The 25406-nt window shown below is 68.9% G+C and carries 21 protein-coding genes and 1 pseudogene; 13 read left to right on the top strand and 9 right to left on the bottom strand.

Annotated features, from left to right (window positions below):
- The first annotated feature begins 77 nt into the window (after window positions 1-77).
- The 5 genes and pseudogenes from ACT89H_RS24980 (at window position 78) to ACT89H_RS24960 (ending at window position 4375) form a co-directional block, all read left to right on the top strand.
- The gene (locus ACT89H_RS24980; RefSeq protein WP_445111094.1) at window positions 78-1367 is read left to right on the top strand and encodes an AI-2E family transporter; all 1290 of its coding nucleotides are present in this window, start codon (window positions 78-80) and stop codon (window positions 1365-1367) included.
- Window positions 1327-2520, top strand: coding sequence for a MacS family sensor histidine kinase (gene macS, locus ACT89H_RS24975; RefSeq protein WP_445111093.1), 1194 nt, complete (start codon window positions 1327-1329; stop codon window positions 2518-2520). Before ACT89H_RS24980 ends, macS begins: the two co-directional genes overlap by 41 nt.
- Window positions 2521-2537: 17 nt before the next feature.
- Window positions 2538-3202 (top strand): annotated as a pseudogene (locus ACT89H_RS24970) (response regulator).
- 129 nt (window positions 3203-3331) lie between these two features.
- Window positions 3332-3967: a DUF1707 SHOCT-like domain-containing protein gene (locus ACT89H_RS24965; protein WP_445111202.1), complete on the top strand. Its 636-nt coding sequence runs from the start codon at window positions 3332-3334 to the stop codon at window positions 3965-3967.
- A gap of 39 nt (window positions 3968-4006) precedes the next feature.
- Complete coding sequence (locus tag ACT89H_RS24960; protein ID WP_445111092.1) at window positions 4007-4375, top strand: MerR family transcriptional regulator; 369 nt, start codon at window positions 4007-4009, stop codon at window positions 4373-4375.
- A 42-nt stretch (window positions 4376-4417) separates the two neighbouring features.
- On the opposite strand, the gene ACT89H_RS24955 is transcribed toward ACT89H_RS24960, so the two are convergent.
- The 4 genes from ACT89H_RS24955 to ACT89H_RS24940 are packed head-to-tail and all read right to left on the bottom strand — an operon-like array spanning window position 4418 to window position 10372.
- Window positions 4418-7429 carry an MMPL family transporter gene (locus ACT89H_RS24955; RefSeq protein ID WP_445111091.1) on the bottom strand — a complete coding sequence of 1004 codons (3012 nt, stop codon included), beginning with the start codon at window positions 7427-7429 and terminating at the stop codon, window positions 4418-4420.
- Window positions 7429-8157, bottom strand: a complete 729-nt coding sequence (locus tag ACT89H_RS24950) for an NYN domain-containing protein (RefSeq protein ID WP_039802982.1) — start codon at window positions 8155-8157, stop codon at window positions 7429-7431. The genes ACT89H_RS24955 and ACT89H_RS24950 overlap by 1 nt, the downstream gene beginning before the upstream one ends.
- Window positions 8154-8966 (bottom strand): tRNA (guanosine(46)-N7)-methyltransferase TrmB, encoded by an 813-nt coding sequence (trmB, locus tag ACT89H_RS24945; protein ID WP_445111090.1) that lies wholly within the window; start codon window positions 8964-8966, stop codon window positions 8154-8156. Before trmB ends, ACT89H_RS24950 begins: the two co-directional genes overlap by 4 nt.
- Before the next feature lie 59 nt (window positions 8967-9025).
- Entirely contained in the window at window positions 9026-10372 is a 1347-nt protein-coding gene (locus tag ACT89H_RS24940) for a lipase family protein (protein WP_445111089.1), read from the bottom strand.
- Between the two features lie 152 nt (window positions 10373-10524).
- Here ACT89H_RS24940 and ACT89H_RS24935 point away from each other — a divergent pair, with 152 nt between their 5' ends.
- The 4 genes from ACT89H_RS24935 to ACT89H_RS24920 all read left to right on the top strand — a co-directional run bounded on the left by ACT89H_RS24935 (window position 10525) and on the right by ACT89H_RS24920 (window position 16130).
- Window positions 10525-11307: an SDR family oxidoreductase gene (locus ACT89H_RS24935; RefSeq protein ID WP_445111088.1), complete on the top strand. Its 783-nt coding sequence runs from the start codon at window positions 10525-10527 to the stop codon at window positions 11305-11307.
- A 74-nt stretch (window positions 11308-11381) separates the two neighbouring features.
- Entirely contained in the window at window positions 11382-12515 is a 1134-nt protein-coding gene (locus ACT89H_RS24930; RefSeq protein WP_445111087.1) for a P-loop NTPase family protein, read from the top strand.
- A 34-nt stretch (window positions 12516-12549) separates the two neighbouring features.
- On the top strand, window positions 12550-14079 hold the full coding sequence (locus tag ACT89H_RS24925) for a hypothetical protein (RefSeq protein ID WP_445111086.1): 1530 nt from the start codon (window positions 12550-12552) through the stop codon (window positions 14077-14079).
- A 218-nt stretch (window positions 14080-14297) separates the two neighbouring features.
- Window positions 14298-16130 (top strand): phosphoenolpyruvate carboxykinase (GTP), encoded by a 1833-nt coding sequence (locus ACT89H_RS24920; RefSeq protein WP_445111085.1) that lies wholly within the window; start codon window positions 14298-14300, stop codon window positions 16128-16130.
- A 196-nt stretch (window positions 16131-16326) separates the two neighbouring features.
- Here ACT89H_RS24920 and ACT89H_RS24915 read toward each other — a convergent pair whose 3' ends face one another.
- Both ACT89H_RS24915 and ACT89H_RS24910 read right to left on the bottom strand, forming a co-directional pair.
- A complete protein-coding gene (locus ACT89H_RS24915; protein ID WP_445111084.1) occupies window positions 16327-17091 on the bottom strand; it encodes a hypothetical protein in 765 nt (254 codons plus the stop codon).
- 91 nt (window positions 17092-17182) lie between these two features.
- Complete coding sequence (locus ACT89H_RS24910; RefSeq protein WP_445111083.1) at window positions 17183-17935, bottom strand: HD domain-containing protein; 753 nt, start codon at window positions 17933-17935, stop codon at window positions 17183-17185.
- Between the two features lie 27 nt (window positions 17936-17962).
- Here ACT89H_RS24910 and ACT89H_RS24905 point away from each other — a divergent pair, with 27 nt between their 5' ends.
- Window positions 17963-18283 carry a helix-turn-helix domain-containing protein gene (locus ACT89H_RS24905; RefSeq protein WP_445111082.1) on the top strand — a complete coding sequence of 107 codons (321 nt, stop codon included), beginning with the start codon at window positions 17963-17965 and terminating at the stop codon, window positions 18281-18283.
- Window positions 18284-18618: 335 nt separating this feature from the next.
- The gene (locus tag ACT89H_RS24900) at window positions 18619-18825 is read left to right on the top strand and encodes a hypothetical protein (RefSeq protein ID WP_445111081.1); all 207 of its coding nucleotides are present in this window, start codon (window positions 18619-18621) and stop codon (window positions 18823-18825) included.
- On the opposite strand, the gene ACT89H_RS24895 is transcribed toward ACT89H_RS24900, so the two are convergent.
- A complete protein-coding gene (locus tag ACT89H_RS24895; protein ID WP_445111080.1) occupies window positions 18826-20271 on the bottom strand; it encodes an aldehyde dehydrogenase in 1446 nt (481 codons plus the stop codon).
- 209 nt (window positions 20272-20480) lie between these two features.
- Between ACT89H_RS24895 and ACT89H_RS24890 the strand changes: the two genes are divergently transcribed.
- The gene (locus ACT89H_RS24890) at window positions 20481-20792 is read left to right on the top strand and encodes a hypothetical protein (RefSeq protein WP_445111079.1); all 312 of its coding nucleotides are present in this window, start codon (window positions 20481-20483) and stop codon (window positions 20790-20792) included.
- Here ACT89H_RS24890 and ACT89H_RS24885 read toward each other — a convergent pair.
- On the bottom strand, window positions 20789-21574 hold the full coding sequence (locus ACT89H_RS24885) for a class I SAM-dependent methyltransferase (RefSeq protein WP_445111078.1): 786 nt from the start codon (window positions 21572-21574) through the stop codon (window positions 20789-20791). The genes ACT89H_RS24890 and ACT89H_RS24885 overlap by 4 nt on opposite strands.
- 115 nt (window positions 21575-21689) lie before the next feature.
- Between ACT89H_RS24885 and ACT89H_RS24880 the strand changes: the two genes are divergently transcribed.
- The gene (locus ACT89H_RS24880; protein ID WP_445111077.1) at window positions 21690-22862 is read left to right on the top strand and encodes a glycosyltransferase family 4 protein; all 1173 of its coding nucleotides are present in this window, start codon (window positions 21690-21692) and stop codon (window positions 22860-22862) included.
- A 332-nt stretch (window positions 22863-23194) separates the two neighbouring features.
- Here the strand turns inward: ACT89H_RS24880 and ACT89H_RS24875 are convergent, their stop codons facing one another.
- The gene (locus tag ACT89H_RS24875) at window positions 23195-25099 is read right to left on the bottom strand and encodes an MmpA family trehalose lipid delivery protein (RefSeq protein ID WP_445111076.1); all 1905 of its coding nucleotides are present in this window, start codon (window positions 25097-25099) and stop codon (window positions 23195-23197) included.
- Window positions 25100-25406 lie beyond the last annotated feature (307 nt).

Genomic DNA, 25406 nt, shown 5'->3' with positions numbered 1-25406 from the left:
CGTACCTCCGCCTTCGCTGCGGCCATGCGCGGGCTGAGGACGGACTACGTCCGACGGCAGATATTAGGCTCACGGAGGTGACCGACCCGAAGCCAAGTCCAGAGCGGAAAATCACGCTGTCGCGGCCCGCCGCGGAGACAGTGCATCCGATCGTCCGGGTGTCGGCGGAATGGGGCTGGCGACTACTGGTGTTGTTCGCGCTGGGGATCGCGGTCACGGCGATCGTGCAGAAATTGGCGACCGTGGTCATTCCGCTCGCCATCGCGCTGCTGGCGGCGGCCCTGCTGGCGCCGCTGGTGGACTGGATGCAGCGATTGGGCGTGCCCCGTTCGGTGGGCGTCTTCGTGGCGCTGGTCGGGTCGATCGGCGTGGTCGCGGGCATCATGACCTTCGTCGTGGAACAGTTCGTCGCCGGTGTGCCGCAGCTGTCGAACAAGTTCACCGACAGCATCCATCAGATTCAGGACTGGCTGATCAACGGCAGGCTGCATCTGAGCAACGAGCAGATCCGCAACGCGGGTGACGCGATCGTCAAGGCGATCCAGTCCAATCAGGACAGCGTGACCAGTGGGGCGCTCACCACCGCGACCGTGATCGGCGAATTGCTCACCGGCACCTTCCTGACGCTGTTCATCCTGATCTTCTTTCTCTACAGCGGCGACCAGATCTGGGAGTTCGTCACCAGGATCGTGCCCACCGACCATCGCGAGCGGGTCCGCACCGCAGGGCGGCTCGGGTTCGGCACACTCGTCGGATTCGTTCGCGCGACCGTCGTCGTCGCCGCGGTGGACGCCATCGGCATCGGCGCCGGGCTGGCCATTCTCGGTGTGCCCTTGGCGCTGCCGCTGGCCTCGCTGGTGTTCATCGGCGCGTTCATCCCGATCATCGGTGCCTTCCTGGCGGGGTCCATCGCGGTGTTCATCGCACTCGTCACCAAAGGGCTCGTCACCGCCCTGATCGTGCTCGGCATCATCATCGCGGTGATGCAGCTCGAGGGCCATGTGCTGCAGCCACTGCTGCTGGGGCGGGCGGTCAGCATCCATCCCCTGGCCGTGGTGCTGGCGATCACGGCGGGCGTGGTGATCGGCGGGATAGCGGGCGGTCTGCTGGCGGTGCCGTTCGTGGCGGTGATGAACACGGCGATCCGGTCGTTGCTGGAAGGTCCCGAGGAACTCTACGAAGAACTGCATACCGTGGAGCAGCATCGCGGGCTGTATACGGCCGAACCGGATCGGCCCGAGCCGGGCCGGTTCGACCTGGCCGCGACGCTCATCGAGGCGACCAAGAAGCGGGCCACGGAGGCGGCGCAGCGGAAGGCGGAATCCGATGACGGCGCGCAAGCCGACGACGGCACGGCGAAGGGCTGAGCTGCGCTCGGCCGACGTGGCGACGACCCCGCTGTGGCGGGCCGCGCAGGCGCTGCGGCTGGTCACGCTGCTGTACGCGGTCGGTCAGCAGATCGCCTCGGTGCCGAACTACACCAACCAGCGGTTGAGCTGGGTGCTCGTCGCGCTGATGGCGGTGTGGTCGGGCGCGTCGGCGATCATGCTGTCGCAGTGGCACTTCCCCGGGGTGGCCCGGTTGCGCACCTGGGTGGTGATCGGCGATCACGTGGTCGTGATCGGGCTGATGGCCGCCACCCGCCTGGTCGCCGACTACGGCTGGTACCACGGGCACCAGACACTGCCGACCACGCTGTGGGCCACCAACGCCGTGATCGGGGCGGCGATCCTGCGCGGACCGTTGGCCGGCGTGCTGTCCGGAGCCTTGATCGCCGCGGTCGCACTGACGGTGCGCGATCAATGGGGTGCGGATGTGTGGGCGGATGCGACGGTGCCGGTGCTCGTATCGGTGGGTCTCGCACTCGGCTTGGCCGCCGACACCGCGCGCCGCGCCCAGGACCAGTTGGAGCAAGCGGTGCGGCTGACCGCGGCGGCCGAGGAGCGCGAACGGCTGTCGCGGGAGGTGCACGACGGGGTGTTGCAGGTGCTCAGCTACATCAAGCGCCGCGGCACCGAAATCGGCGGTCCCACTCAGGAATTGGCCCTCCGCGCCGGTGAGCAGGAGGTGGCGCTGCGCGTGCTGATCACCGAGCAGGCCGATCACCCGGACGCGGGTGGCGCCGAGGTCGACCTACGGCCGCTGCTGACCGCGCAATCCACGCCGACGGTGTCGGTGTCCACGCCCGGCGATCCGGTGCGGGTCGGCCGCTGGATGGCGAACGAGATCGCCTCGGCCGTGGCCACGGCGTTGTCCAATGTGGAACTGCACGCCGGGCCGGATGCGAGAGCGTATGTGTTGCTGGAGGACACCGGTGAGGAACTGGTGATCAGTGTGCGCGACGACGGCGTCGGCATCCCGCCCGGACGGCTGGCCGAGGCGGAAGCCGAAGGGCGCATGGGGGTTTCCCGGTCCATCGTGGGGCGGATCGCCGCCCTCGGCGGCAGCGCGGATCTGCTCACCGAGATCGACGGTGGGGTCGGATTCGGCACAGAATGGGAATTCCGGGTGCCCAGATGAGAGACGGGGAGGCGCGGATGGCGGATCAGGCGGACGGCTCCATTTCGGTGATGGTGGTGGACGACCACCCGATGTGGCGGGACGGCGTCTCCCGCGACCTCACCGAGGCCGGATTCCGGGTGACGGCCACAGCCGACGGTGTCGCCGCGGCGAGCAGGCGCGCCGGGGCGGTGTGTCCGGATGTAGTGCTGATGGACATGCAGTTGCCCGACGGCAACGGAGCCCAGGCGACGGCCGAGGTGCTGCGGGTGTCGCCGCGGAGCCGGGTGCTGGTGCTCTCGGCATCGGCCGAGCGCGACGACGTGCTCGACGCGATCAAGGCAGGCGCATCGGGTTACCTGGTCAAGAGCGCGTCGGCGGCCGAACTCATCGACGCGGTGCGCGCCACCGCGGCCGGTCAAGCGGTGTTCACGCCGGGGCTGGCCGGACTCGTGCTCGGCGAGTACCGGCGGATCGCGACCACGCCCGCGCGACCCGACGAGCCGCACTGGCCCGCCCTGACCGAGCGCGAGACCGAGGTCCTGCGGATGGTGGCGAAAGGGCTGTCCGCCAAGCAGATCGCGACCGCCTGGGACTGAGTCACCGCACCGTGGAGAACCACGTGCAGGCGACGCTGCGCAAACTCCAGCTGGCGAACCGGGTGGAATTGACCCGCTACGCCATCGAACAAGGGCTCGGGTGATCCGGGCCGATGCTGTGTACTCAGGGATCTCAGGGATCGCCCTGATGCGGCCGTGGCCGCCGGCTCGGTAATCTCGAGTGCATGGGCGGGCTCGAATCGGTATCGAATACGGTCGGCTCCGGCGGCGCGGTGGGCGACCGGGAACTGCGCGTGTCGGACGCCGAGCGGGAGCACGTGGGTCAACTGTTGCAGCGCGCGGTCGGCCTCGGCATGCTCTCGCTCGGTGAGTTCACCGAGCGGATGGACACCGCGCTGGCCGCCAAGACCCGCGGCGAACTGAACGCCGTTCTCATCGATCTGCCCGGCGTCCGCCTGGTCGGGCAGCCCGCCGCGCCCGCGTCGACCTTCGTCAACTCCTCGCCGGCTTTCACCAGGCAGGCGACCGGGTCGAACGGCGCGGGCAACGTGATCCGTTCGCGGTTGTCCGGGGTGAGCCGCCGCGGCCCGTGGCAGGTGCCGCCCACGCTGTACCTGAACAACTGGCTGTCCGGGGTCACCTTGGACTTCACCGAGGCGATCATGTCGACCCAGGTGGTCGAATTGCGCGTTGACGACTTCGCCGGTTCGATCACCCTGATCGTGCCCGCGGAGGCCACCGTCGATCTGAACGGGCTGGAGCTGATCGGTTCCAGCGTGAACAACAAGGTCCGCACCGGGCCGCCGCTGGGCCCCCTGCACCTGGTGGTGCACGGCAAGATCCGATTTGGCTCGGTCACCGCGAAGCAGCCGTTCATGGCGCAGTGGCGTCGGCTGATGGGTCGCTGAGCGGTGAGCTTCAAGCCGAACGCGAAGGCCAGGTGACGGATGCGGATCGGGGAACTCGCCGAGCGCACCGGTGTGAGCGAACGGTCGCTGCGCTACTACGAGGAGCAGGGCATGCTGGCCTGCGCCCGCACGCCGGGCGGTCATCGCGACTATCCGGAGCGGGCCGTGGACCGGGTCATCCACATTCAGGAGTTGCTCGCGGCGGGACTCACCAGCAAGAAGATCGCGCGGATCCTGCCCTGTATGCGCGACGCGGACGGCGGTCCCAGCGAGTGCGCCACGCCCGCCCTGGCCGCCGAGTTGCACACCGAGCGCGAGCGGATCACCCGCACCATCAAGGATCTCCTGCGCTCACGGGAGGTGCTGGACGAAGTGATCGAACGAGCCGGGCAACGACCGGCGACCTAACTGGTCACGGCGGCCGCACTGGCCGAACTGTTCCTCTTCGACTCATTCACGGTCGCGGCGGCGCAGCAGTTCGTTCACGCTCACCGTGCGGCCGTCGCCGCCGTGGTGCCTGCCCTGTTCGGCGACCCGGCCGATGTGGCGGCGGGAGGAGCGAAGTTCGGCCATCCAGCTCTCGATGCTGCTGCGGTTGGTGGTGTCCGGTCCGTTGTACGGCTCCGCGGGCTCGGGTGCGCGGTGCGCGGGACCGTCGGAAGCGGCCGGATCCTCGGGCGGCAGGTGACGCGCGGGACGGGAAGCGCCGGGCTCCTGTTGGGGCAGGTCGATGGCCGAATCCTGCGAGAGGTTCGACAGCAGGTGCGGTTCCGGTGCGGGCGTCGGACGCGGTGCGGGTGGCGCGATCGGCGAGACAGTGGGACGCGGACTCGGCTCGGGCAGGATCACCGACGGCACATCGGCGTGCGATGCGTTCGGGTCCTGCGGCCGGCCGGTGGGCGGTGCCGGTCGCGGCGGGTTCACGGGCGGCGCCGACGGCCGTTGCTCCGCCTGGTCGGGCGTCGCACGAGGATCGTTCGGGACCTGCGAGATGCGCCGCGGACGAATCGGCTCACCCTGCGGGGGCGTGGAGTGTCGCGGCGGTTCCGGCCGCTGCCTGGCCGGATCGAGCGGCGGCGGCGACGCGGGCGGCGATTGCGGTGCGGGCGCGGAGGGTACCCGGTCCAGCCGCCTGGTCGGCGCCTCGGCCTCGATTTCGGCGACCGTGCGCGGTTTGCGCCTGCGCGGCACCTTGTTGGCGGCGGCGACCGCGGGGATCTGCATGGTCACCGGATCGGTGATCGGCGTGGTCTTCACCAGGTCGACGACATCGCTGCCGCCGACGCGCTCGTCGTCGAGAATGGGCTCCCCGAGCCCGACCTTCTCCTGCACCTTCTTCATCCAGGCCGGAGCCCACCAGCAGTCGTCGCCGAGCAGCTTCATAATGGCCGGGACGAGCAGCATGCGCAGCACGGTCGCGTCGATGAACAGCGCGGCGATCATGCCGTAGGCGATGTACTGCATCATCACCAGGTCGGAGAAGGCGAACGCACCGGTGACGACGAGCAGGATCAGCGCGGCCGCGGTGATGATCCGGCCGGTCTGCGCGGTGCCGATCCGCACCGCCTCGGTGGTGCTCGCGCCCTGGGCGCGCGCCTCGACCATGCGCGACATCAGGAAGACTTCGTAGTCGGTCGACAGGCCGTAGATGATCGCGATGATCAGCACCAGCACCGGCGACATGATCGGCTGCGGAGTGAAATTCAACAGCCCGGCGCCGTGGCCATCGATGAAGATCCAGGTCAGAATGCCGAGCGTGGACCCGAGACCGAGGGCGCTCATCAGCGCGGCCTTGATCGGCAGCACCAGCGAGCCGAAGGTCAGGAACATCAGCAGCGTCGTCACGAACAAGACGAGCGCGATCATCAGCGGCATCCGGCTCAGCAGCGCGTCGATGCTGTCCTTCTGAATCGTCGGCTGACCGCCCACGAGCATGGTGACGCCGTCGGGCAATTCGATCGAGCGAAGGTAATCGATGGTCGGATCGGCGTCCTCCGAATTGGTCAACGTGACGGAGGTTTTGTAAATGGTCTTGTCGTTGGGAGCCGTGCTGGGGGGGTAAGCGAATTCGCCCGCCAGCCCGGGCGCTTTGCTCGCCTCCTTCACCACTTTGCCCACCTCGGTAGCGAGGCTGGGATTATCGACCACGAAGACCAGTTCGATCGGATCCGATTTGCGCAACGGGAAGATCGTGTCGAACTGTTTCTGCGCCAACCGGGTCGGATTGTCCGGCGGCAGATACCGCTCGTTGATGCCTCCGAAAGTGAGGTTCTTGACCGGGATGATCAACAGCAGCAGGACGATGCACAGTGGGATCGCGATCTTGAGCGGATGCTTCATCACCCAGCGGGTGGAACGCCCCCAGATGCCGTTCTCCACCTCGTCGGCGGTTTTCGTCTTACGGAACCGCTTGAGGCCCAGCATGTCGACGCGCTTACCGAGCACCGCCAGCATGGCGGGCAAGACGGTGATCGAGGCCAGCGCCGCCAGCGAGACCGTCGCGATGGCGCCGTAAGCGACCGATTTCAAGAAACCCTGTGGGAACAGCAGCATGCCGCCGAGGCTGGCGACGATCATCGTCGCGGAGAACACCACGGTGCGGCCCGCCGTCATCACCGATCGGCGCACCGCGACCGGGGTGTCGTACCCCTCGGCGAGTTCCTCGCGGAATCGGCTGACGATGAACAGGCCGTAGTCGATGGCCAAGCCGAGGCCGATCATCGAGACGACCGGCGAGACGAACGAGTTCACGTCGGCGAACAGGGTGATGAAGCGGACGATCCCCCAAGCGCCGATCACGGTGAGACCACCGACGATCAGCGGCAATCCGGCGGCGACGATGCCGCCGAAGATGAAGAAGAGCAGGAGGGCCACCGCCGGGATGGCGAGGATCTCCATGCGCTTCTGGTCGTCGGCCATGGTGTCGTTCAGCGTGCCCGCCACGGCCTGTAGACCCGTCACCTGCACGTCTACCCCTGGGATGAAGAACACGTTCTTCACCTTGCGGTAGTTGCGCACCATATCGGTGTCGTTGTCGCCCTTGATGGCGATGGAGGCGAAGGCGTACTTCTTGTCCTTGGAACCGAAAACGGAGGCCTGGACCGGAATGTTCGCGTCGTTGCGCCAGTAGATGCCGTTGATCTTGGTGATCTCGTCCGGATGCTCGCGGGGCAGACCGGAGAGATTCTCGATGATCTTGCCGCTGAATTCCGGATCGTCGATGGTCTTACCCGCCGGCGCCGTGTACAACACGATCACGTCGGAGGTGTGATCCCGTTCGAAGGCACCGTCTTTGATCCGCGCCGCGCGCGCCGACTCCGAGGTCGGATCATCCCACCCGCTGGAGCTGAGATGGTCCTCCAACCCGAGGCCGTAGCCACCGAGAGCCAGAAGACCGGCCACGACCACGCCGATGACGGCGAAACGCAGCCGGTATACCAGATCGCCCCAGCGTGTGAACACTAAGCGACTCCTTGCGCGGGGCGAGAGGTGAGCAGTGCCGACAGCGGCCGGAACGGCTGCAGCCAGGCACCCTCGTCGGGCAGCGAGTCGAGGCTCACCCGGGGCAGCGGTTCACGGAACACGCCCGGGATGTCCTCGAGGTCGATGAATTCGAGAGTATCGGATGTGACGGCCCAACTCGCGTGCTCGCGGAAGCCGAGCACCTGAACCGGCACTCCTTTGGCGGCGAGCGCCTCCAGCGGCTCGCGAAACGCCTGCCCGTCGGCGGAGGCGACCATGATGCCCGCCAGACCGGCGCCGCGGCTGCGCAGGGCGATGTGCGCCAGCATGTCGGCGTCGACATCGGAGTCCTCGTCGATCTTCGGTTTGGCGAAGACCGCGTACCCGACGTTGCGCAGCGCCTCCACCCAGGGCCGCACGACGTCGGCGGTGCCGGGCGCGATGTTGGTGAAGACGGTGGCCTCCGGCTCCACCCGATGCATCGCCCCCACCGACAGTTCGGCGGTCCGGGCCAGCAGCCAGCGGCCGAGCGCGTCGAAGCGCGGACGGTAGGCGGCGGTCGGCCGACCGCCCAGGATGGCGCCGAGGCCCATGTCGAGGTTCGGGGCGTCCCACACCAGCAGGACGCGGCGCACATCCGGCCCCGAGCTGCCCAGACCTTCCGCTCCGCCGCCGTGCACCTCCCCGGCAACATCGACCACTTCGTGGGCCATTTCACTGACGCTCATCGGTCGATCTTCCCCCATATGAGCTCCGTGATGGCGCTACCGGCGCGATGTGCCTTGCCCTCGAACTTCGTGACGGGCCGCTCGAATCCGATCGGCGCGGTGGCGCGATGCTCCGCGCTCACCCCGCCCGTGTTCTCGTTCAGCCCTTTGAGCAGGGGTTCCGCCATGCCAACCGCGTGAATGTGTTCGGCGTAGCCGGCATGGTCGGTGGCGACGTGCAGCACGCCGCCCGGCTTCAGACGGCTGGCGATCAGCGCGACCGTCGCGGGTTGCAGCAGCCTCCGTTTGTGATGGCGAGCCTTCGGCCACGGGTCGGGAAAGAACACCCGGACGCCGGTCAGCGACTCTTCAGCAATCATGTTTTCCAGCACGTCGACCGCGTCTCCGCGCAGCAGGCGGATGTTCGCTATCCCTTCGCGCTCGACGCGCTGCACCAACTGCGCGAGGCCGGGCTGGTAGACCTCGATGCCGATCAGGTTCAGGTGCGGTTCGGCCTGCGCCATGGCGGCCGTCGCGGTGCCGGTGCCGCAGCCGATCTCGATGACCAGCGGCGCTTCGCGGCCGAACCAGGCGGCCGCGTCCAGCTGCTCGTCGGCGACCTCGCGGCCGATCGAGGGCCACATCCGGTCCCAGGATTGCTGCTGGGTCGCGGTCAGCGCGCCCCTGCGCGACCGGAAGCTGGTGACTCGTGGGTACAGGCGGGAGCCGGTCTTGTGCCTGGGCCCGCTCTCGGCCGGAGCCGACGTTGTGGACGGCGGGCCCGGAACTGACTCGGCAGTATGGTTCGCGGCGTCGTTCACGGCGTCCATTGTCCAGCATCCGGCGATCAGTGCGGCAAGTGGTTGCGCACAGGCCGCTGAGCAGGAGGTCAGGCGGCGCGTGCCGACGAGATCCTGGCCTCGGTCGGCCGTTGCTGACGCAGTGGCCTTCCGAGCGCGACCTTGACCGCGGTCACCGCCATCTCCAGCAGGCCGCGCACGCCGGAGGGCGAGGCCGCGACCGACCAGACGGTGCTGTCGCCGCCCGCGCTGACCGGTTGCCCGGCGAACCGGTCGGCCAGCCAGTCGAGGCTGATCGGCGTGGACAGCGGCAGCAGCGACAAGTGCTCGCTCAGCCGATCGCGGACGTAGGTCACCGCGGCGCCGCCGCGGCGGTAGCGGGCCACCTGGCCGTCGATGCCCTCGATGTGGATGACCTGGTCGTGAACGGGTTGCACCACCAGCAGCGGGCAGGCGGGCGTCGTGTTGCCGAGCCGCAGATCGTCGAACATCGCCCGCAATTCCGGGGTGTCGAGGACCTCGGCGAGCGGGCGGTCGAGGAAGTCGTCGACCTTCTTGCCCGCCAGCCCGAGGATCGCGCCGACCGGCGTCGCGTTCTCCGCACGGACGACGAACCGGTGGCCCTCCGGACTCAGTTCGTTGTCGATCAGCGAGCTCAACGCGGGATACAGCCTGCGCAGGGCGGCGATAACGATGGCGGGCAGGCCCGCGTAGGGCGTGCCGTTGAGCCGGTCGAAGACTTGGCGCGGATCGCCGACCGGTGCGCCGAGCACCGCGCCGACGATGTCGAGTTCCGGCGCGTAGGTCGGCGCCATCTCGACCGCCCACGAGCTGGCCATGCCGCCGCCGGAGTAGCCCCACACCGCGACGCGGGTGTGGGTGCCGAGCCCGAGGGGGCAGAAGCGCAGGGCGGCGCGGATGCCGTCGAGCGCGCGGTAGCCGGGCTCGCGCGGCGCGCCGAAGTTCCCGTGCGGTCCCTCGTGGTCGGCGATGCTCACCGCCCAGCCGCGCCGCAGCGCGTTCGCGACCAGGAGCCATTCGAACTGGGTGACCGCACCGAGTGCCCGCGCGCCGCGGCGCAGGGCGTAGGACGGGGAGCACTTCTCGGTCACCGCGTCCATCGCGGTCTGGAAGGCCAGCAGCGGGCGATCCGCGTCCGGTTCCGCACCGAGCGGCAGCAGGACCGTGGTGATCGCCGCTTCCGGCGCCCCGTGCAGATCACTGCTGCGGTAGAGCAACTGCCAGGCCGAGACCTGTTGTGGGACAATCCCGAACAGCGCCACTTCGATCTTCCTGCTGCGCAGGACGGTGCCGGGCGCCTTGGCCGCGAACCCTTTCGGCGGTCGATGAAACGGGTCTGTGCTGGGCAGCAAAGGCTTGCGGTCCGCAGGACAGGCGGGCTCCGGGTCGACAGCGCCGATGACATTCGCGGTCATCGCAACCTCCTCATCGTCGAGGTCGGTTTGCCGCATGCGAAAGTTCAAGCTGCGCACCGGTTGTGGTGCCGACCACTTCAGCAGGGTAAGTGACCGACCGGGCGTCTGGGAACCCCGTGGTACACGGCATTCCCGGCACTAGACTCCCCGGCATGAGCAGACCGACAGTATTCATCACCGGCGCGGCGGCCGGTATCGGGCGGGCCACGGCCTTGCTTTTCGCTGCGCAGGGATACCGGGTCGGGGCTTACGACATCGATGAAGTCGGGCTGACCAGGCTTTACGGTGATATCACAGCCGACGGCGGCATGGTGTACCCCGGGGTACTCGATGTGACGAAACACACGCAGTGGGCCGAGCGGCTGGCGGAGTTCCACGCGGCGACCGGACGGTTGGACATCCTGGTCAACAACGCGGGCATGCTGCGCGCGGGACCGTTCGAGGAGATCGACCTCGCCGCCCACCGCGCGATCGTGGATGTCAACGTGATGGGTGTGCTCACGGGCACGCACAGCGCGTTCCGTTACCTGCGCGACACCCCGGGCGCGCAGGTGGTCAACCTCTGCTCGGCCTCGGCGATCTACGGTCAGGCCGAACTGGCCAGCTACGGTGCGACCAAATCCGCGGTGAAGAGTTTCACCGAGGCGCTGGACCTCGAATGGGAGCGCTATGACATCCGGGTGCTCGCGATCTGGCCGCTGTTCGTGGCCACGGCCATGGTGGACGGCGTGACGACCGGGACGACGAAGTCGCTGGGCGTGCGGTTGACCGCCGACGACGTCGCCGCCGGGATCTGGGCGGCCACCCGCAAGCGCGCCCGGCTGCCGAAGGTGCACTACGAGATCGGTACCCAGGCGAAGGTGCTGGCTACGGTGGGGAAATACGCGCCGAACTGGGTGGTGCGCACCGCCAACAAGTACTTCAGTGGCAGCTGAGCCGTCGCCGTCGACCCTGCCCCGCGAGCCGACTTCTGACAGAATTGCGCACCGTACAAGGGGGTGTGTGCCGCATGCCGACAGCCACTGATTCCAACGGGCCGCTGCGGGAGCGCGGCGTGCCCACCTCCGCGCGCGATCAGCTCGACAAGCTGCTCGCCGAGCTCCGCTTCGGCACGGGCCGGGATCCGCAGATCGGGTACGCCGCGGCGGCGGCCGTGAGCGCGTGGCGCAAACCGCCGCGCATCCAGGTGACCGGGCGCGCGCACGCGGGACGGACAACGGTGCTGCACGCGCTCGCGCTGCTATCGGCGGTGGAGACCGATCCGGTGGACCGGCCCGGGGCGCCCGATCCGGAACTCGACGCCGACATCGTCGTCTACGTACTGTCGGCCGCGCCGACGCCCGCCGATCGCAGGGTCCTGGCCACGCTGCCGCCGCAGCGCACGATCGCGGTGCTGAACAAGGCCGACGCGATCGGCTCCCGCTGGGGCGATGCGGTGGCCGCGGCCCAGCAGTACGGCACGCAGCTGCGGATTCCGGTGGTTCCGGTGGTCGCGTCGCTGGCGGTGCGCACCAGGGCGGGCGCGCTGACCGGCGCCGAGCTCGACCTACTGCGCAAGCTCGCCACCGAAGCCGACCCCGCACTGCTGCTCGCGCCGGACCTGTTCGTCGCGCCGGGGCCGGACGCCGCCGAGCGCACGGAACTGCTGCGACGCTGGGACCTGTACGGCGTGGCCTGCGCGTGCACGGCCCTGCGGCACGATCCGGATCTGGCTCCGCGGGCGCTGCTGCAGATCCTGCACGCGGCCAGCGGCATCGACGCGCTCCACCAGTTGCTGCATCGCCGGTACGACCAGGTGTCCGCGCAGCGCGGCGGTGAACTGCTCGACGAGCTGGCCCGACTGGCCGGCCGCGCGGTGCCGGAGGACGGTGGCCGCGCGCGCGATCTCCTCGAGTCCTATCTCTACAGCGACGACGCCGTCTGGCTCGGGCTGTGCGCCGGTCTCGCCGGGCCCGAAGTGGCCCATCTCGCCGCGGGATACTCCGGCCCGGCTCCGTCCGACGCCGACGATGCGCTGGCTCGCGCCACGCGCTGGCACGCCGTCGTCACCAGCGATATGCCCCCGGCCGCCCGCCGTGCCGCGTTGCGGGTGCACAACGGGTACGTCCGACTATGGGAACGGATGAGCAGTGCCGGTCTCTGAGCCCGTGGAATCGGCGTCGGCGGGTACATCCGCCATGGTGTATCCACCGGGGGGCGACCGCACCGGCGAAGCCGAGCGCCCCGGCCCCGCCGCCGCGCTCGTCCCCGAGCTCGCGGCCGTGGTGGAGCGCTGGAATCCGCAGGGTATGGCGCTGCTGCGTGCGGTGTCCGACTCCGGTGCCGCGGGTGCGATCACGGTGATCGGTCCCGCCGACGTCAACACGACCTTGTTGCGAACCGAGCTGGCGCGGTTCGAGCCGCGCCTCACACTGTCAGAGCCACACGGCGACGCCGTCTCGGCGACCACCCAGCCCGCCGTGGCATTGATCCTGCTCGACGCGGGCACCATCATCGGCGCGGAGACGCTCGAGGTGATCGACCGGTTGCGCGCGGACGGCGCCCGATTGCTGCTCGCCATGAACGGCATCCACGCCCACCAGGACTGGCGTGCGGTACGGGACCGCGACCTGGAGTTGCTCGCCACACTGGGCGCGGGCGATCTGGACATCCTGCCGGTCTCGGCGCGGCTCGCGGCCGCCGCGCGCACCGCGGGCGACGCCGGACTGCTCGATCGCTCCGGTGTCGGCGCACTGCACGCGCGGCTCACCGCGGCTGCCGCCGCAGGCGGTGACCGGCCGGGCGCGGTCACCCGGCGGGTCCTGGCCGACACCCGTCAACGGGTGGCCGAGCAGGTGGCGTTGCTGCGCTCCGGCGCCGAACCGGCCCGGCTGCGCGAGGAACGCGCCGTCCTGCTGGCCGGTCGTGACGGCGGGCGAGCCACGGCGATGTCCGCCCTGCGCGGGCAGTTGCACTTGGCCCGGGTGGATCTGATGACCGAGATCGGCGCGAGCGTCCGGGCGCTGCACACCACCGTGCGCGCCGAGCTGGATCGGCTGCGGCCCGCCGAGTTCGGCGGCTACCCGGCCCGGCTACAGCAGTCGGTCACCGAACTGACCGGCGTGCTCGACCACGTCATCGACCAGCGCATCGCCGCGCTGAGCGCCCGGATCGAGAACGCGGATCGGAGTTCGCCGGCCCGGCGGCGCGACCCGGCCCCTCGGGTCGGCCCGGACCCCGACCCGCGCCATCGGGGTGTCGAAGATCACCTCATGATCGCGCTCGGCGCGTCGGCCGGTGTCGGTCTGGGCCGCTTGCTGGTTGCTCCGTTCTCGCTCGTCCCGGCTTTGGACGTCGCGAGCGTGCCGGTAACGCTGCTGCTCGGCGGTGGTGCGGCGGCGTGGGTGGTTCGGGCCCGTCGCCAGCTGGCCGATCGAGCGCATGTCCGGCAATGGGTCGCCGACGCGCTGGTCAATGTGAAAGCGCAGCTCGAGCAGCGTGTTGTCACCGCACTCGTCGAGGCGGAGACCGTTCTGGCAGATCACGTGGTCCAGGCGAGCACCACGCGAATGGTGCAGACGGATCGCCGGGTGGCCCAGCTCGAGGCCGAATTGCGCCGGATGGCGGCCGAGCAGCCGGGGCAGCTCGCCGCATGCGAACGTGACGTCCGGATCCTCGATCGCTGGATCTCACCTGTTGAAACGAACGACCAATTGGGTACTCAGTGAGGAACCCGATACCGTACCGGCCGTCACATCGCGTTAACCTCTATGCAGGAACTTGGGCGTCCGCTAAGTCCTGATCTGCCGCCCGCCTGGGTTGCGCGTTCGACCGGTCGGAGCGGGTGCCTTCCCGCCAACGGTGGCGCTCGGTGCATTAGCGCTGGTCATGGGCCTAGGGCCAGGCGGCGAAGCATCGAACAGCCGCCCATCTCAGGAGAGTTTTCATGACGTCAGCGACCATTCCTGGTCTTCGTGGATCCGACGGCAAGGCGCCGACCGAGCACAGCGAACTACTCGCCTGGGTACAAGAAGTCGCCGAACTCACCCAGCCGGAGCGAGTGGTGTGGGCGGACGGCTCCGACGCGGAATGGGAGCGTCTCACCGAGCAGCTCGTCGCGGCGGGGACGTTCAAGCGCTTGGACGAGAAGAAGAAGCCGAACTCCTTCCTCGCCCTCTCCGATCCCTCCGACGTGGCCCGGGTGGAGTCCCGCACGTTCATCTGTTCGAAGACCGAGGCCGACGCGGGCCCGACCAACAACTGGGTCGACCCGGCCGAGATGCGCGCCACGATGACCGAGCTGTACCGGGGCTCGATGAAGGGCCGCACCATGTACGTGGTGCCGTTCTGTATGGGTCCGCTCGGCGCCGAGGACCCGAAGCTGGGCGTCGAGATCACCGACTCCGAGTACGTCGTCGTGTCGATGCGCGTGATGACCCGCATGGGCACCGCCGCCCTGGAGAAGCTCGGCGCCGACCGGCCGTTCGTGAAGGCGCTGCACTCCGTGGGCGCGCCGCTGGCCGACGGTCAGGCCGACGTGCCCTGGCCGTGCAACGACACCAAGTACATCACCCACTTCCCCGAGGACCGGGAGATCTGGAGTTACGGCTCCGGCTACGGCGGCAACGCGCTGCTCGGCAAGAAGTGCTACTCGCTGCGGATCGCCTCGGCGATGGCCCACGACGAGGGCTGGCTGGCCGAGCACATGCTGATCCTGAAGCTGATCTCTCCGGAGAACAAGGCGTACTACATCGCCGCCGCGTTCCCCAGCGCCTGCGGCAAGACCAACCTCGCGATGATCCAGCCGACCGTGCCGGGCTGGCGCGCGGAGACCCTGGGCGACGACATCGCCTGGATGCGCTTCGGCAAGGACGGCCGCCTCTACGCGGTGAACCCCGAGTTCGGTTTCTTCGGCGTCGCGCCGGGCACCAACCGCAGCTCCAACCCCAACGCCATGGCCACCATGGAGGCGGGCAACACGGTCTACACCAACGTCGCGCTGACCGACGACAACGACGTCTGGTGGGAGGGCCTGGAAGGCGAGCCCGATCACCTGATCGACTGGAAGGGCAACGACTGGTACCAGCGGGAGACCGAGACGCTGGCCGCGCACCCGAACTCCCGCTACTGCACGCCGATGGCGCAGTGCCCGATCCTGGCGCCGGAGTGGGACGACCCGCAGGGCGTGCCGATCTCGGCGATCCTGTTCGGTGGCCGCCGCAAGACCACCGTCCCGCTGGTCACCGAGTCGTTCGACTGGCAGCACGGCGTGTTCATGGGCGCGACGCTGTCCTCCGAGCAGACCGCGGCCGCCGAGGGCAAGGTCGGCACCGTGCGTCGCGACCCGATGGCCATGCTGCCGTTCCTGGGTTACCACGTCGGCGACTACCTGGGCCACTGGATCAACATCGGCAAGAACGCCGACGCGGCCAAGCTGCCCAAGATCTTCTACGTGAACTGGTTCCGCCGTGGCGACGACGGCCGCTTCCTGTGGCCCGGCTTCGGTGAGAACTCCCGCGTGCTGGAGTGGATCATCGGCCGCATCGAGGGTTCCGCCGAGGCCGAGGCGACCGCCATCGGCAACGTGCCGACCGCCGCGCAGCTCGACCTGGACGGGCTGGACGTCGACGCCAAGGACGTCGACGAGGCGCTCGCCGTGAACGCCGACGAGTGGCGCAAGGAGATCCCGCTCATCGAAGAGTGGTTCGAGTTCATCGGCGACAAGCTGCCTTCCGGCGTGCGCGACGAGTTCGAGGCGCTCAGGCAGCGTCTGGGCTGACACTTCACCCAAAGTAGCATTCGCCCGCACCATCCGGCAGATGGTGCGGGCGATTTGTGTTGCGCGACAAGCCTTTTGCGTGGTGCGCAGGGCCAACCGGCCGGGCCCGGTTCGGCGAAGTCGTCTCCGCGCGGGGAGCGTTGTAGACGTCTTGGGCGATCCGTCGCGGCGGCGTTGCGGGAATACGCCTCGGCGATTACGGCAGTCCGGCGGATTCGAGTTGATCCAGAATTTCCGACACTCGTGTGTGAATCAGTTTCATGCCGGGCACGAGCGGCACATCGTCATCTGTGTCCGGAACATCGACGACGACGGTCGGCTCGATCCGGTTGTTGTAGGTGAGCTGCGACTGTGTGAAGCCAGGGCGAAGGCGCAAACGGAAATGTTTGAAAACGGCTCCCGGCACGAGTTCGTGAATTGCCAGGCTCGGCGTGTCCACGACTTCGTAGTTATCCGACGGTGCGAAAATCAGCTCGGTCCTGAAATAATTGGTGACTAGTAGACGGCGGTGTTTGTCGCGGTCGACGAGTGTGCGGAGAAGGCCGAGGGGGTGATGCGTCGGCCGCGGGTCGTGATAAGGCTGATGGCGGAGAATTACGGCCGTCGTCACGGGGTCGAATATCTCCTGAACGAATATCTCCTCACCTTCGCTGTTGGTACTGCTCAGCAATATCGGGAAATGCTCGGCGTGCGGATGAACCGCGTGGTCGAGCGCGGCCCGCAGGTTGGTGAGCGCGTCACCGGTGGTGAGTGCCCAGTCGTCGGGCACCTCGGATACGCTTACCGCCGCTACCTGGCAGTCGATCTCGTTCGCGTATTCGATGCTCGGGGAAAAGTCGACCCGGACCTGAACGGGGTTCGCGTTCTGGTATTCCGCGATCATGCGTTCGAGGTCGTTGATGTGGTGCCCCGCGCGAGCAAGCTTCTGTCGCGCGCTTGCGATGCCGGTGACACCGTTCATAGCATCGAGCATACGCACCGGGCCGTGGTTTCTGTGCCGACGGCCGGCGCCGGCGTGCAGTTCCGCAAGGCAACCGCGTAGCGCGGCTTCATTATTCGGCGAACGGGGACATACGGACCATGGCCAGGAATCCCGCGCTGTTCAGCCAGTGAATCCGGCCCTTCGGCACAGCCTTCGCTTCCGCTCGGAAGGCGGCGACGACGTGTCGTGTGAATTCCAGTCGCGGATGTCGGCGCAGCAGTTCGGCGACCCAATCCCGGTCCAGCTCCGCCAGTCGTGTTCCGAGCACGTCGACCGCCGCTCCTGCGGAGACGAAGCCGCCGGCGTCGCCGAGATCGTCGGCGACGCCGGGAGTGATGTGGGCGGCGATGGCCGCGCCGATCGCTTCGGCCCGTTCCGGCGGCGCGCCGGCATCGAGTGCCACAGCGGCGGCCCGCTCGCCGCCGACCACGGCGAAACACCTTCCGGGCGTGGGTTGTTCGAGGTGCAGGTCGTGCAGCAGGCACGAGACGTAGACGAGTTCGTCGTCGTAGGCAGCGTCGTCCAGGGCGGCCAGGACCCGTCCGAAGTAATAGGTCCGCAGCGAATGATTCAGCACGTGCGGCGACAGCGACTCCCTGGCCTCGGTCTCCGCCGCGACCGCCAGCTTGGAATCGGGTAGCCGCAGACCGGCGAACTCCAGTTTTCCGCGTCCCCGCCTGCCCAGTGCCAGCCGGACCCGGTCGACCGCCATGGTGGGCAGCGTGCGGGTGGTCGCGACGGCCAATCCAACGCGTTGTCCCTTCGACAAAGTGCCCCCGGCGCGGGTGGCCCAGGCCCAGTCGAGGCCCCTCGGTGCGGCCACGATGCCTTCCTTTCTGCTCGGAACTCGGTGTGCACTGAAAGTCAAGCGTGTGTCGAGATCCGCGACGAGTGGCGGAACGGACAGTATTACTCGGATTCATGCCGAACTGGCGCCGATGAAGCAAGTGGTGGCGCTGGCGCTGGAAAGGCGGAAGTCGGCAGCACGCCGCGGCGTCGGCTGGATGCCCAGCGCACCGCCCACGCCCGCGAACTTCTGGAAACCATCCGTTTGCCAGCGGAAGACGTCGCGGCGAAGGCCGGATTCGGCAGCGTCACCGCGCTTCAGGTGCACCTGCGTGCGGCGACGGGTGCGACATCGGCCGTGTATCGGCGTTCGTCGGTCCGGTGAGCGCCGGGATGTATTGCCCGGTTCGACGAATGACGTTGTGGGGGAGTTGATTCGGGCGTTCTTGCTTCCGTGCCGGAGAGGGGCGCGGCTGTGATGATGTCGCGTGTCACACTCGAGGTCTCGAACTTCCCGCGGATTGACCCGTTTAGCCGGATGGCGAAGGGGGTAATGATCTTGTCGAGAGATTTCGTGTATTCGTAACCTATGCTTGGCGTGTTCTTCCTTCCGCACCACCCAGTCGGATTACTGGCAGTTAACTGATCGACTGAACGACTTCCCTACCGATATCGGACCCGCGATGCCGCGGCGAGATCGACGCGAGAGGTGGATGGAGCATGGCCGATCTGGAGACGACGTCGTCGTCGGTTGCCCCCATGGTGGCCGAATTCGAGTCGGCGACCGTGAGTACCCCGCTGCGCCGGGCCGCGGCACGGCTGCGCGCGGTGCTGCCGCCCGGGTGGTGCGTCGAGATCGTCGACGCACCACCCCGGCGTTACGGCAACCGCTCGCCGCTGCTGCGGGTGGTCATGGCACCGGAGTGATCACCCGGTCCAGCCGAGCGGCATGAGCAGCGACTTCTGCTCGCAGAACGAATCGAGACCCTCCGGGCCGTTCTCGCGTCCGAGTCCGGAGGCCTTGTAGCCGCCGAACGGCGAAGTCGGATCGAACGCATACCAATTGATCGCGTAGGTGCCGGTGCGCACCCGCGCCGCGATCGCGGCGCCGTGCTCGATGTCGGTGGTCCACACCGAGCCCGCGAGACCGTAGACCGAGTCGTTGGCGATGGCCACGGCCTCGTCCTCGGTCTCGTACGGGATGACCGACAGCACCGGCCCGAAGATCTCCTCCTGGGCGATGGTCGACTTGTTGTCCACGTCGGCGAAGATCGTCGGCTCGACGAACCAGCCCCGGTCCAGCCCTTCCGGACGGCCACCGCCGAGCACGAGTCGCGCGCCCTCGGCCTTGCCCTTGGCGATATAGCCCTCGACCCGGTCGCGCTGGCGCTCGGAGATCAGCGGGCCCAGCTGCACGCTCGGGTCGTTCGGGTCGCCCACCTTCATCGTCTTCACGTGTTCCACCAGTGCGTCGAGGATTTCGTCGTACCGGCGGCGCGGGGCCAGGATGCGGGTCTGCGCGACACAGCCCTGCCCGCTGTTCATCAGGCCGGAGAACGCCAGCACCGGAATGCCGGCCGCGACGTCCATGTCGGGCAGCAGGATCGCCGCCGATTTGCCACCGAGTTCGAGCGACACGCTCTTGAGCTGACCGGTGGCGATGGCGCCGATCTTGCGCCCGACCGCGGTGCTTCCGGTGAAGGTCACTTTGTCCACGCCGGGATGCGAGACGAGGTACTCGGCCGTGTCGGGCTCGGCGGGCAGCACCGAGAGCACGCCTTCGGGCAGACCGGCGTCGGTGCAGATGTCGGCGACCAGGTTCGCCGTGAGCGGAGTCAGCGGGGCGGGTTTGAGCACCATGGTGCAGCCGGCCAGCAGGGCGGGCGCGAGCTTGTTGACCGCGAGAAACAGGGGGACGTTCCACGCGGTCACCGCCGCGACGACGCCGCGGGGCTCGCGGGTGACGCGCGTGGTGCCGAATCCGCCGACCCGGGTCTGCGACCACGGGAAGGACTCCGCCAAGGCCGCGTAGGCGTCGAGCGCGGCGACCGCGGGAAGCTGGTTCAGCGTCATGGCGATCATGCGCGGCGCGCCGACCTCGGCGATCAGCGCGGCGAGCAGGTCGGCGGAGCGCTGTTCGATCAGTCGGGCGGCGCGGGTGAGTACCTCGGCTCGCTCCTTCGGGGGCGTGCCGGGCCACGGGCCGTGGTCGAAGGCGTGCCTGGCCGCGGCGACCGCGGCGTCGACATCGGCCCGGCTCACCGCGGGAACGCTGCCCACCGGCTCGACCGTGGCCGGCGAGATGACCCGGATACGCTCGGCGGTGGCCGGCGCGGTCCAGCGGCCGCCGATGAACAAGCTGTCGTAGTCCATGAGAACACGTTACAGTTTTGCCCCGGTTATGTCTGCAACCTGTTCCAATTCTACGGCGTGGCGACGCCCTGGCCGGTGGGAATTCCGACCTCTCGGTTCGCTTTTCGCAGAACGCACTATTGCGTTCTGTTGCTGTAAGGAGGATGCTGTATCGACATATCAGCTCGCTCCATTACCGAATCGTTACCGCAAACTGGGGAGTTCGAGTCATGGCGGTGCAAGTGATCGGCCGGTCGCTGATGACCAGTGACCAAACCGAGCATCAGGCCAAGTGTGTGGGCAGCGGCGGGTGGGTGGTCTCCTTCCTGCCCGGACGCACCCTGACGATCGAGCAGGCGACGGCGGCTATGCAGGCCGCGGAGGCGGTCGCCGCGGTAAGGACGCTGGCCCGCCAGGTCGGCCTCACCGCGCTCGAGACCGTCGGGTTGGCGATGCGCGAATCGCCCTGGAGCGAGCCCGTGCACGCTCCCTGCGGAAAGCGGCACTGGCGTCGCGGATGGCTGGAGCCTTACTTCGGCTAACTTTTGGTTGCCACCACAATCAGGTTGCTAACAAGTAACTCACGCACCATCGGTACCCAGACCAGCCACCACGCCCAGCGGGGGTGGTAGCGCGGGAAGACCGTGTGCACCTCCGCCGGAGTGCCTGCCGCCCAGCGCAATCCGTCCGCCGCTCGCACGGCGAACAGTGACGTGCCGAACCTGTTCTTGGGCTCGCGCCCGTGCTTGCGTCGATACCGCCGGGCGGCGTACTCGCCACCGAGGTAGTGCCACGGTCCGGTCTCGTGGCCGCCGAACGGACCGTGCCACACCGTGTAGGAGAGCACGATCAACCCGCCCGGCCTGGTTACCCGGACCATCTCGTCGGCCATCACCCACGGCTTCGAGACATGCTCGGCGACGTTCGACGAGAAACAGATGTCGACCGCGTCGTCGCGGAACGGCAGCGCCATCCCGGACCCGCGGACCGCGCCCGCCACCGAGAGGCCGGCGGCGTGCATCTCCGTGGGGTCGGGCTCCACCGGAATGTAGCGAGCCCCCGTACGGGCGAACTCGTCCGCGAAGTAGCCTGGACCGCCCCCGACGTCGACGATCGTCGCTCCGTCCAGGGACCGGCCGGTGAGATCGGCGTAGAAGTCGGCGAGCAGCGCCGCGCTGTCGGCGGCCAGACCCCCGTAGAACAGGGCCGGCTCGGTCTGCTCGAACCGGAAACTACCGAGCAGGCGCAGCGACCGGCGCAGGGTCGCCCGGCGGGCGAACCGGGGCGGGCTGCTGCGTGTCGGCGTCTTTGCGGCTTTGAGCACGGCGCCGAGTCTCGCACAATCCCGATGCCGGGCTGCTCGGGCGGGTGCTCGGGATAGGGTGTATCGCGACAACTGACGTTCCCACCTGGACCCACTGACCGAGAGAAGCTCCACTGTGCGCGAAGTCCTCCTGCTCTGCTGGCGTGACACCGGGCACCCGCAGGGCGGTGGCAGCGAGCGGTACCTCGAGCAGGTCGGCGCGCAGCTCGCGGCACGTGGCGTCAAAGTCACCCTGCGTACCGCCCGCTACCCCGGGGCGGCGCGGCGCGAACGCGTCGACGGCATCGATATCAGCAGGGCAGGCGGACGCTACACGGTGTACCCGCGCGCGCTCGCCGCGCTCCTGCTCGGCAGGATCGGGCTCGGCCCGCTGCGCGGCATGCGGCCGGACGCGGTGATCGACACCCAGAACGGCATACCTTTCTTCGCCACCGCCGTCACCGCGGCCCCGTCGGTGGTGCTGGTGCACCACGGCCACCGGGAGCAGTGGCCGGTCGCGGGCAGGCTGGTCGGCCGTGTCGGCTGGTGGATCGAGTCTCGGCTGTCGCCCCGCGTGCACCGCCGCAACCAATATCTGACCGTTTCGCTCCCGTCGGCGGAAGAATTGGCCACGCTCGGTGTGGATCGTTCCCGCATCGCGGTGGTTCGTAACGGAGCCGAACCTGTTCCAGCGGGTGCGCCCACCGGCGCCAGCGAAACTCGCAGTGCCGCACCGACTGTCGTGGTGCTCTCCCGTCTGGTGCCGCACAAGCAGATCGAGGACGCGCTCGCGGCCGTGGCCCGGCTGCGCGACCGCATCCCCGCTCTGCGCCTCGACGTGATCGGCGACGGCTGGTGGGCGGACAACCTGCGGGACAACGCCGTCGAACTCGGCATCGCCGACGCCGTCACCTTCCACGGGCACGTGGACGAGCGGCGCAAACACGAACTTCTCGCCCGCGCATGGGTGCACGTGCTGCCTTCCCGGAAGGAGGGGTGGGGGCTCGCGGTGATCGAGGCTGCCCAGCACGGTGTTCCGACGGTCGGCTACCGCGGTTCGCGCGGACTCACCGACTCCATCGTGGACGGAGCCACCGGAATTCTGGTCGACGACGTCGCCCAGCTGGCCGACGCCGTCGGCGACCTGCTCGACGATCCGGGCGCACGCACGGTCATGGGGGAGAAGGCCCGCGCCCGCGCCCGCGAATTCTCTTGGGAGCAAACCGGAAACGGAGTCTACGAAGTGCTGGCGGCGGCTACCCGAGGGGAGCGCACGAGCGGGTTGATCGCGCCACGGACAGTCGGCTGAACCTCGGCCGGAGGCAGCGACCGGTATCCGGGATGCGCGCCCTCGCCGGGTCATACGACCGAGAACCCCCCGGGAGCGGGCCTCTGCCGGTCAACGCCGTCAACAAGGTGGAGCCGTCGCCGATGGCGACCGCGATCCTCGCTGCCGGCACGGTCGTCTCTTCGAGCACCTCGCCGGGCAGGGCGAAGGCAACGTCGGCCGCGGCGGCGATGTCGAGACTGTGCACTGCGAGTTCGAACGTGCGCGTAGGCAGGTATGCCGACAAGCGGATACCGAGTCCGCCGATCACGGCGATCAGCGGATCGTCCGCGCTGTGGAGCTGAGCGAGCACATCACGAACGAGGGCCGCGACGGCCTTCATGGATCGCATAGTGGCACTTGCCCGAGGCGTCGAAACCGCCAGTTCCGGCCTCACGGTGATGGGGTCGGTTCCGTGGTCTCGAGCGGACTCGTGCGCCGAGGGCGGCTAGTGGGCCTGCGATGAGCAATGTGGCCCAGAGCATGTGGGCCGCGATGGCGATGGAGCGTTGCGTGGTTGTCGATGTACCGCGCTCGATGACATCGGGGACGCGATACAGCGTGAGGTCCGCGTCCTCGTAGACCTGTTCGACCTGGGCGAGAGTGGACGCCGATGCGCCGAGCGGGCCGGGGGTGGTCCGTTCGACGAGAATCCAGCCCACTCCGAGGCGGGCCAGGTCGGCTGGCGCGCCACCGTGGAGCAGCAGGTTCTCCACTTCTCTCGCGCGAGTGCCTTCACCGGAGACCGTACGCCCGCGCACCGGTAACTCGCCGGTCTGCAGGACGTCGTTGGGCAGCATGCGCGGGGCGGGGTCGAGTACAGGGGACGCGCCGCTGTAGCGGAACTTGCGGAACATCCCGCCCGGCAGCACCGCGACGTCGCCCGGACCGTCTATTCGTTCGGCGACCTGTTGCCAACCTGCGGGAAAGTGCACCGGTCGCACGGCTCCACCGACGCCCCAGGCCAGGTCGTAGAGCGGCAATACGATCAGCGCTGCGAAGACCGCTGCGACGGTTGCCATCGTGGCCGCAGATACGGTGGCATGCTGGTCCGTCGCCGAGTCCGCGTCCGGGCGGTGCAGACGCCGGGCCGTCGCCGCGCAACCAGCCGCCGCGCACAAGGCGAAAGCGGGCATGGCTAGGGCCGCATACTTCTGGGTGTCGCGCAGCAGACCCGCGCCGGGCACGTGGGTGACCAGCCACTCCATTGCGTGCATGCCCCACGCGGTCGCGCCGAGCGCGGGAAACAGGATCGCGACCGCAGCGAGCACCAGCAATGCCCGGCGGACGTGGCGGTTGTCGGGGTCGGCCCCGCCGGTGGCCACGGAGCGAACGCCCAGCGCGACGATCGCCAGCAGCACCAGGGTGGCGACCGCCGCCAGCGGCGTGGTGCGTGAGTCCGGTACCGCATCGGCGTTCCAGATCCCGCCGAGACCGGCCAGGCTGCCGACCGTGCCGAGACCGGGTTCGGCCCGTGCGGCGAAGGCGGCGATGCCCGCCGGATCGGAACGTTCCGCGCCCGCACCCGACAGCGCGGTCGCGACCAGCCATGGCGCGGAGGCGGCGAGCCAGAGCACGAGCGTCCCGAGCAGTTGACGTCGATGGACCAGGGCGATCGCGGTCGCGCCCGCCAGCAGTGCTCCAGTCGGGGTGAGCCCGGCCGCGGCGAGCGATCCGGCGAGGGCCGCCCATGCGGATGCCGTTCGGATGGTCGCGCGCCGGGCCGCCTGGCCGTCGGGCCGGCGTCGCTTCGCGGTGGCCGCTGATCGGAGGTGATAGGCGGCCAGCGCTGTCCACGGCAACGCCGCGTAGCCGGCCAGCAGGCTCCAGTGCCCCTGGAGCAGGCGCTCGGCCACGTACGGATTCCACAACGCGACCGTCGCGGCGACCAGTTGCGGGCCGAGCGACGCGCGCAGCATTTCGCGCGCGAGCGTCGCCGCTCCGTAGGCGGCGGCCCAGAGTGCGACCACCAGAATCGCCTTGACCAGCAGTCCGCCGTCGACGAACGTCGATAGCACGGCCAGCAGCGCGTCCTGCGGCACGGCTCGCGGCGCCGTGGCGCCGAGTCCGAGCGCCGAGTCGGTGGGATAGCTGCGCGGCGTGCTCACCGCGTCCCGCACGAGCAGGTATCCCGGCGCCAGCAGCGGCCCGGCCACGAGCAGCGCCCCGGCCGCGCTGTATCCCGCGGCCGCCGCTCGGTCGCGCCCGATCCCGCTCACGCCTGAGCACTGTACGTACCGGTCACCGCCGCCGCCGAGCCAGCGGGTACAACCTCACAGCCACGACGGTGCCCGAGGTCGACTCCGAACGACGCCGCCCCGGCGGATACACCAGCTCGGCACTTCCGGTCCGGCGGTGGTCGGGAGAAGGCCGAAATCGGGGTCGGCCCCGGCAGTATGGGCGGTGCGCGCCAGTATTCGACTCGGTCCCAGTCTCCGGAAAACTGCGGGGAGCGGTGCTCCGGTGGGGCGCGCCGGGTGGCGGGCCGTGTGGGTGCGACGATGGGCGCGTGTCTGCTCTCCGTCG

This window comes from Nocardia aegles (assembly GCF_052545135.1).
This window is presented reverse-complemented; position numbering and strand designations above follow the sequence as displayed.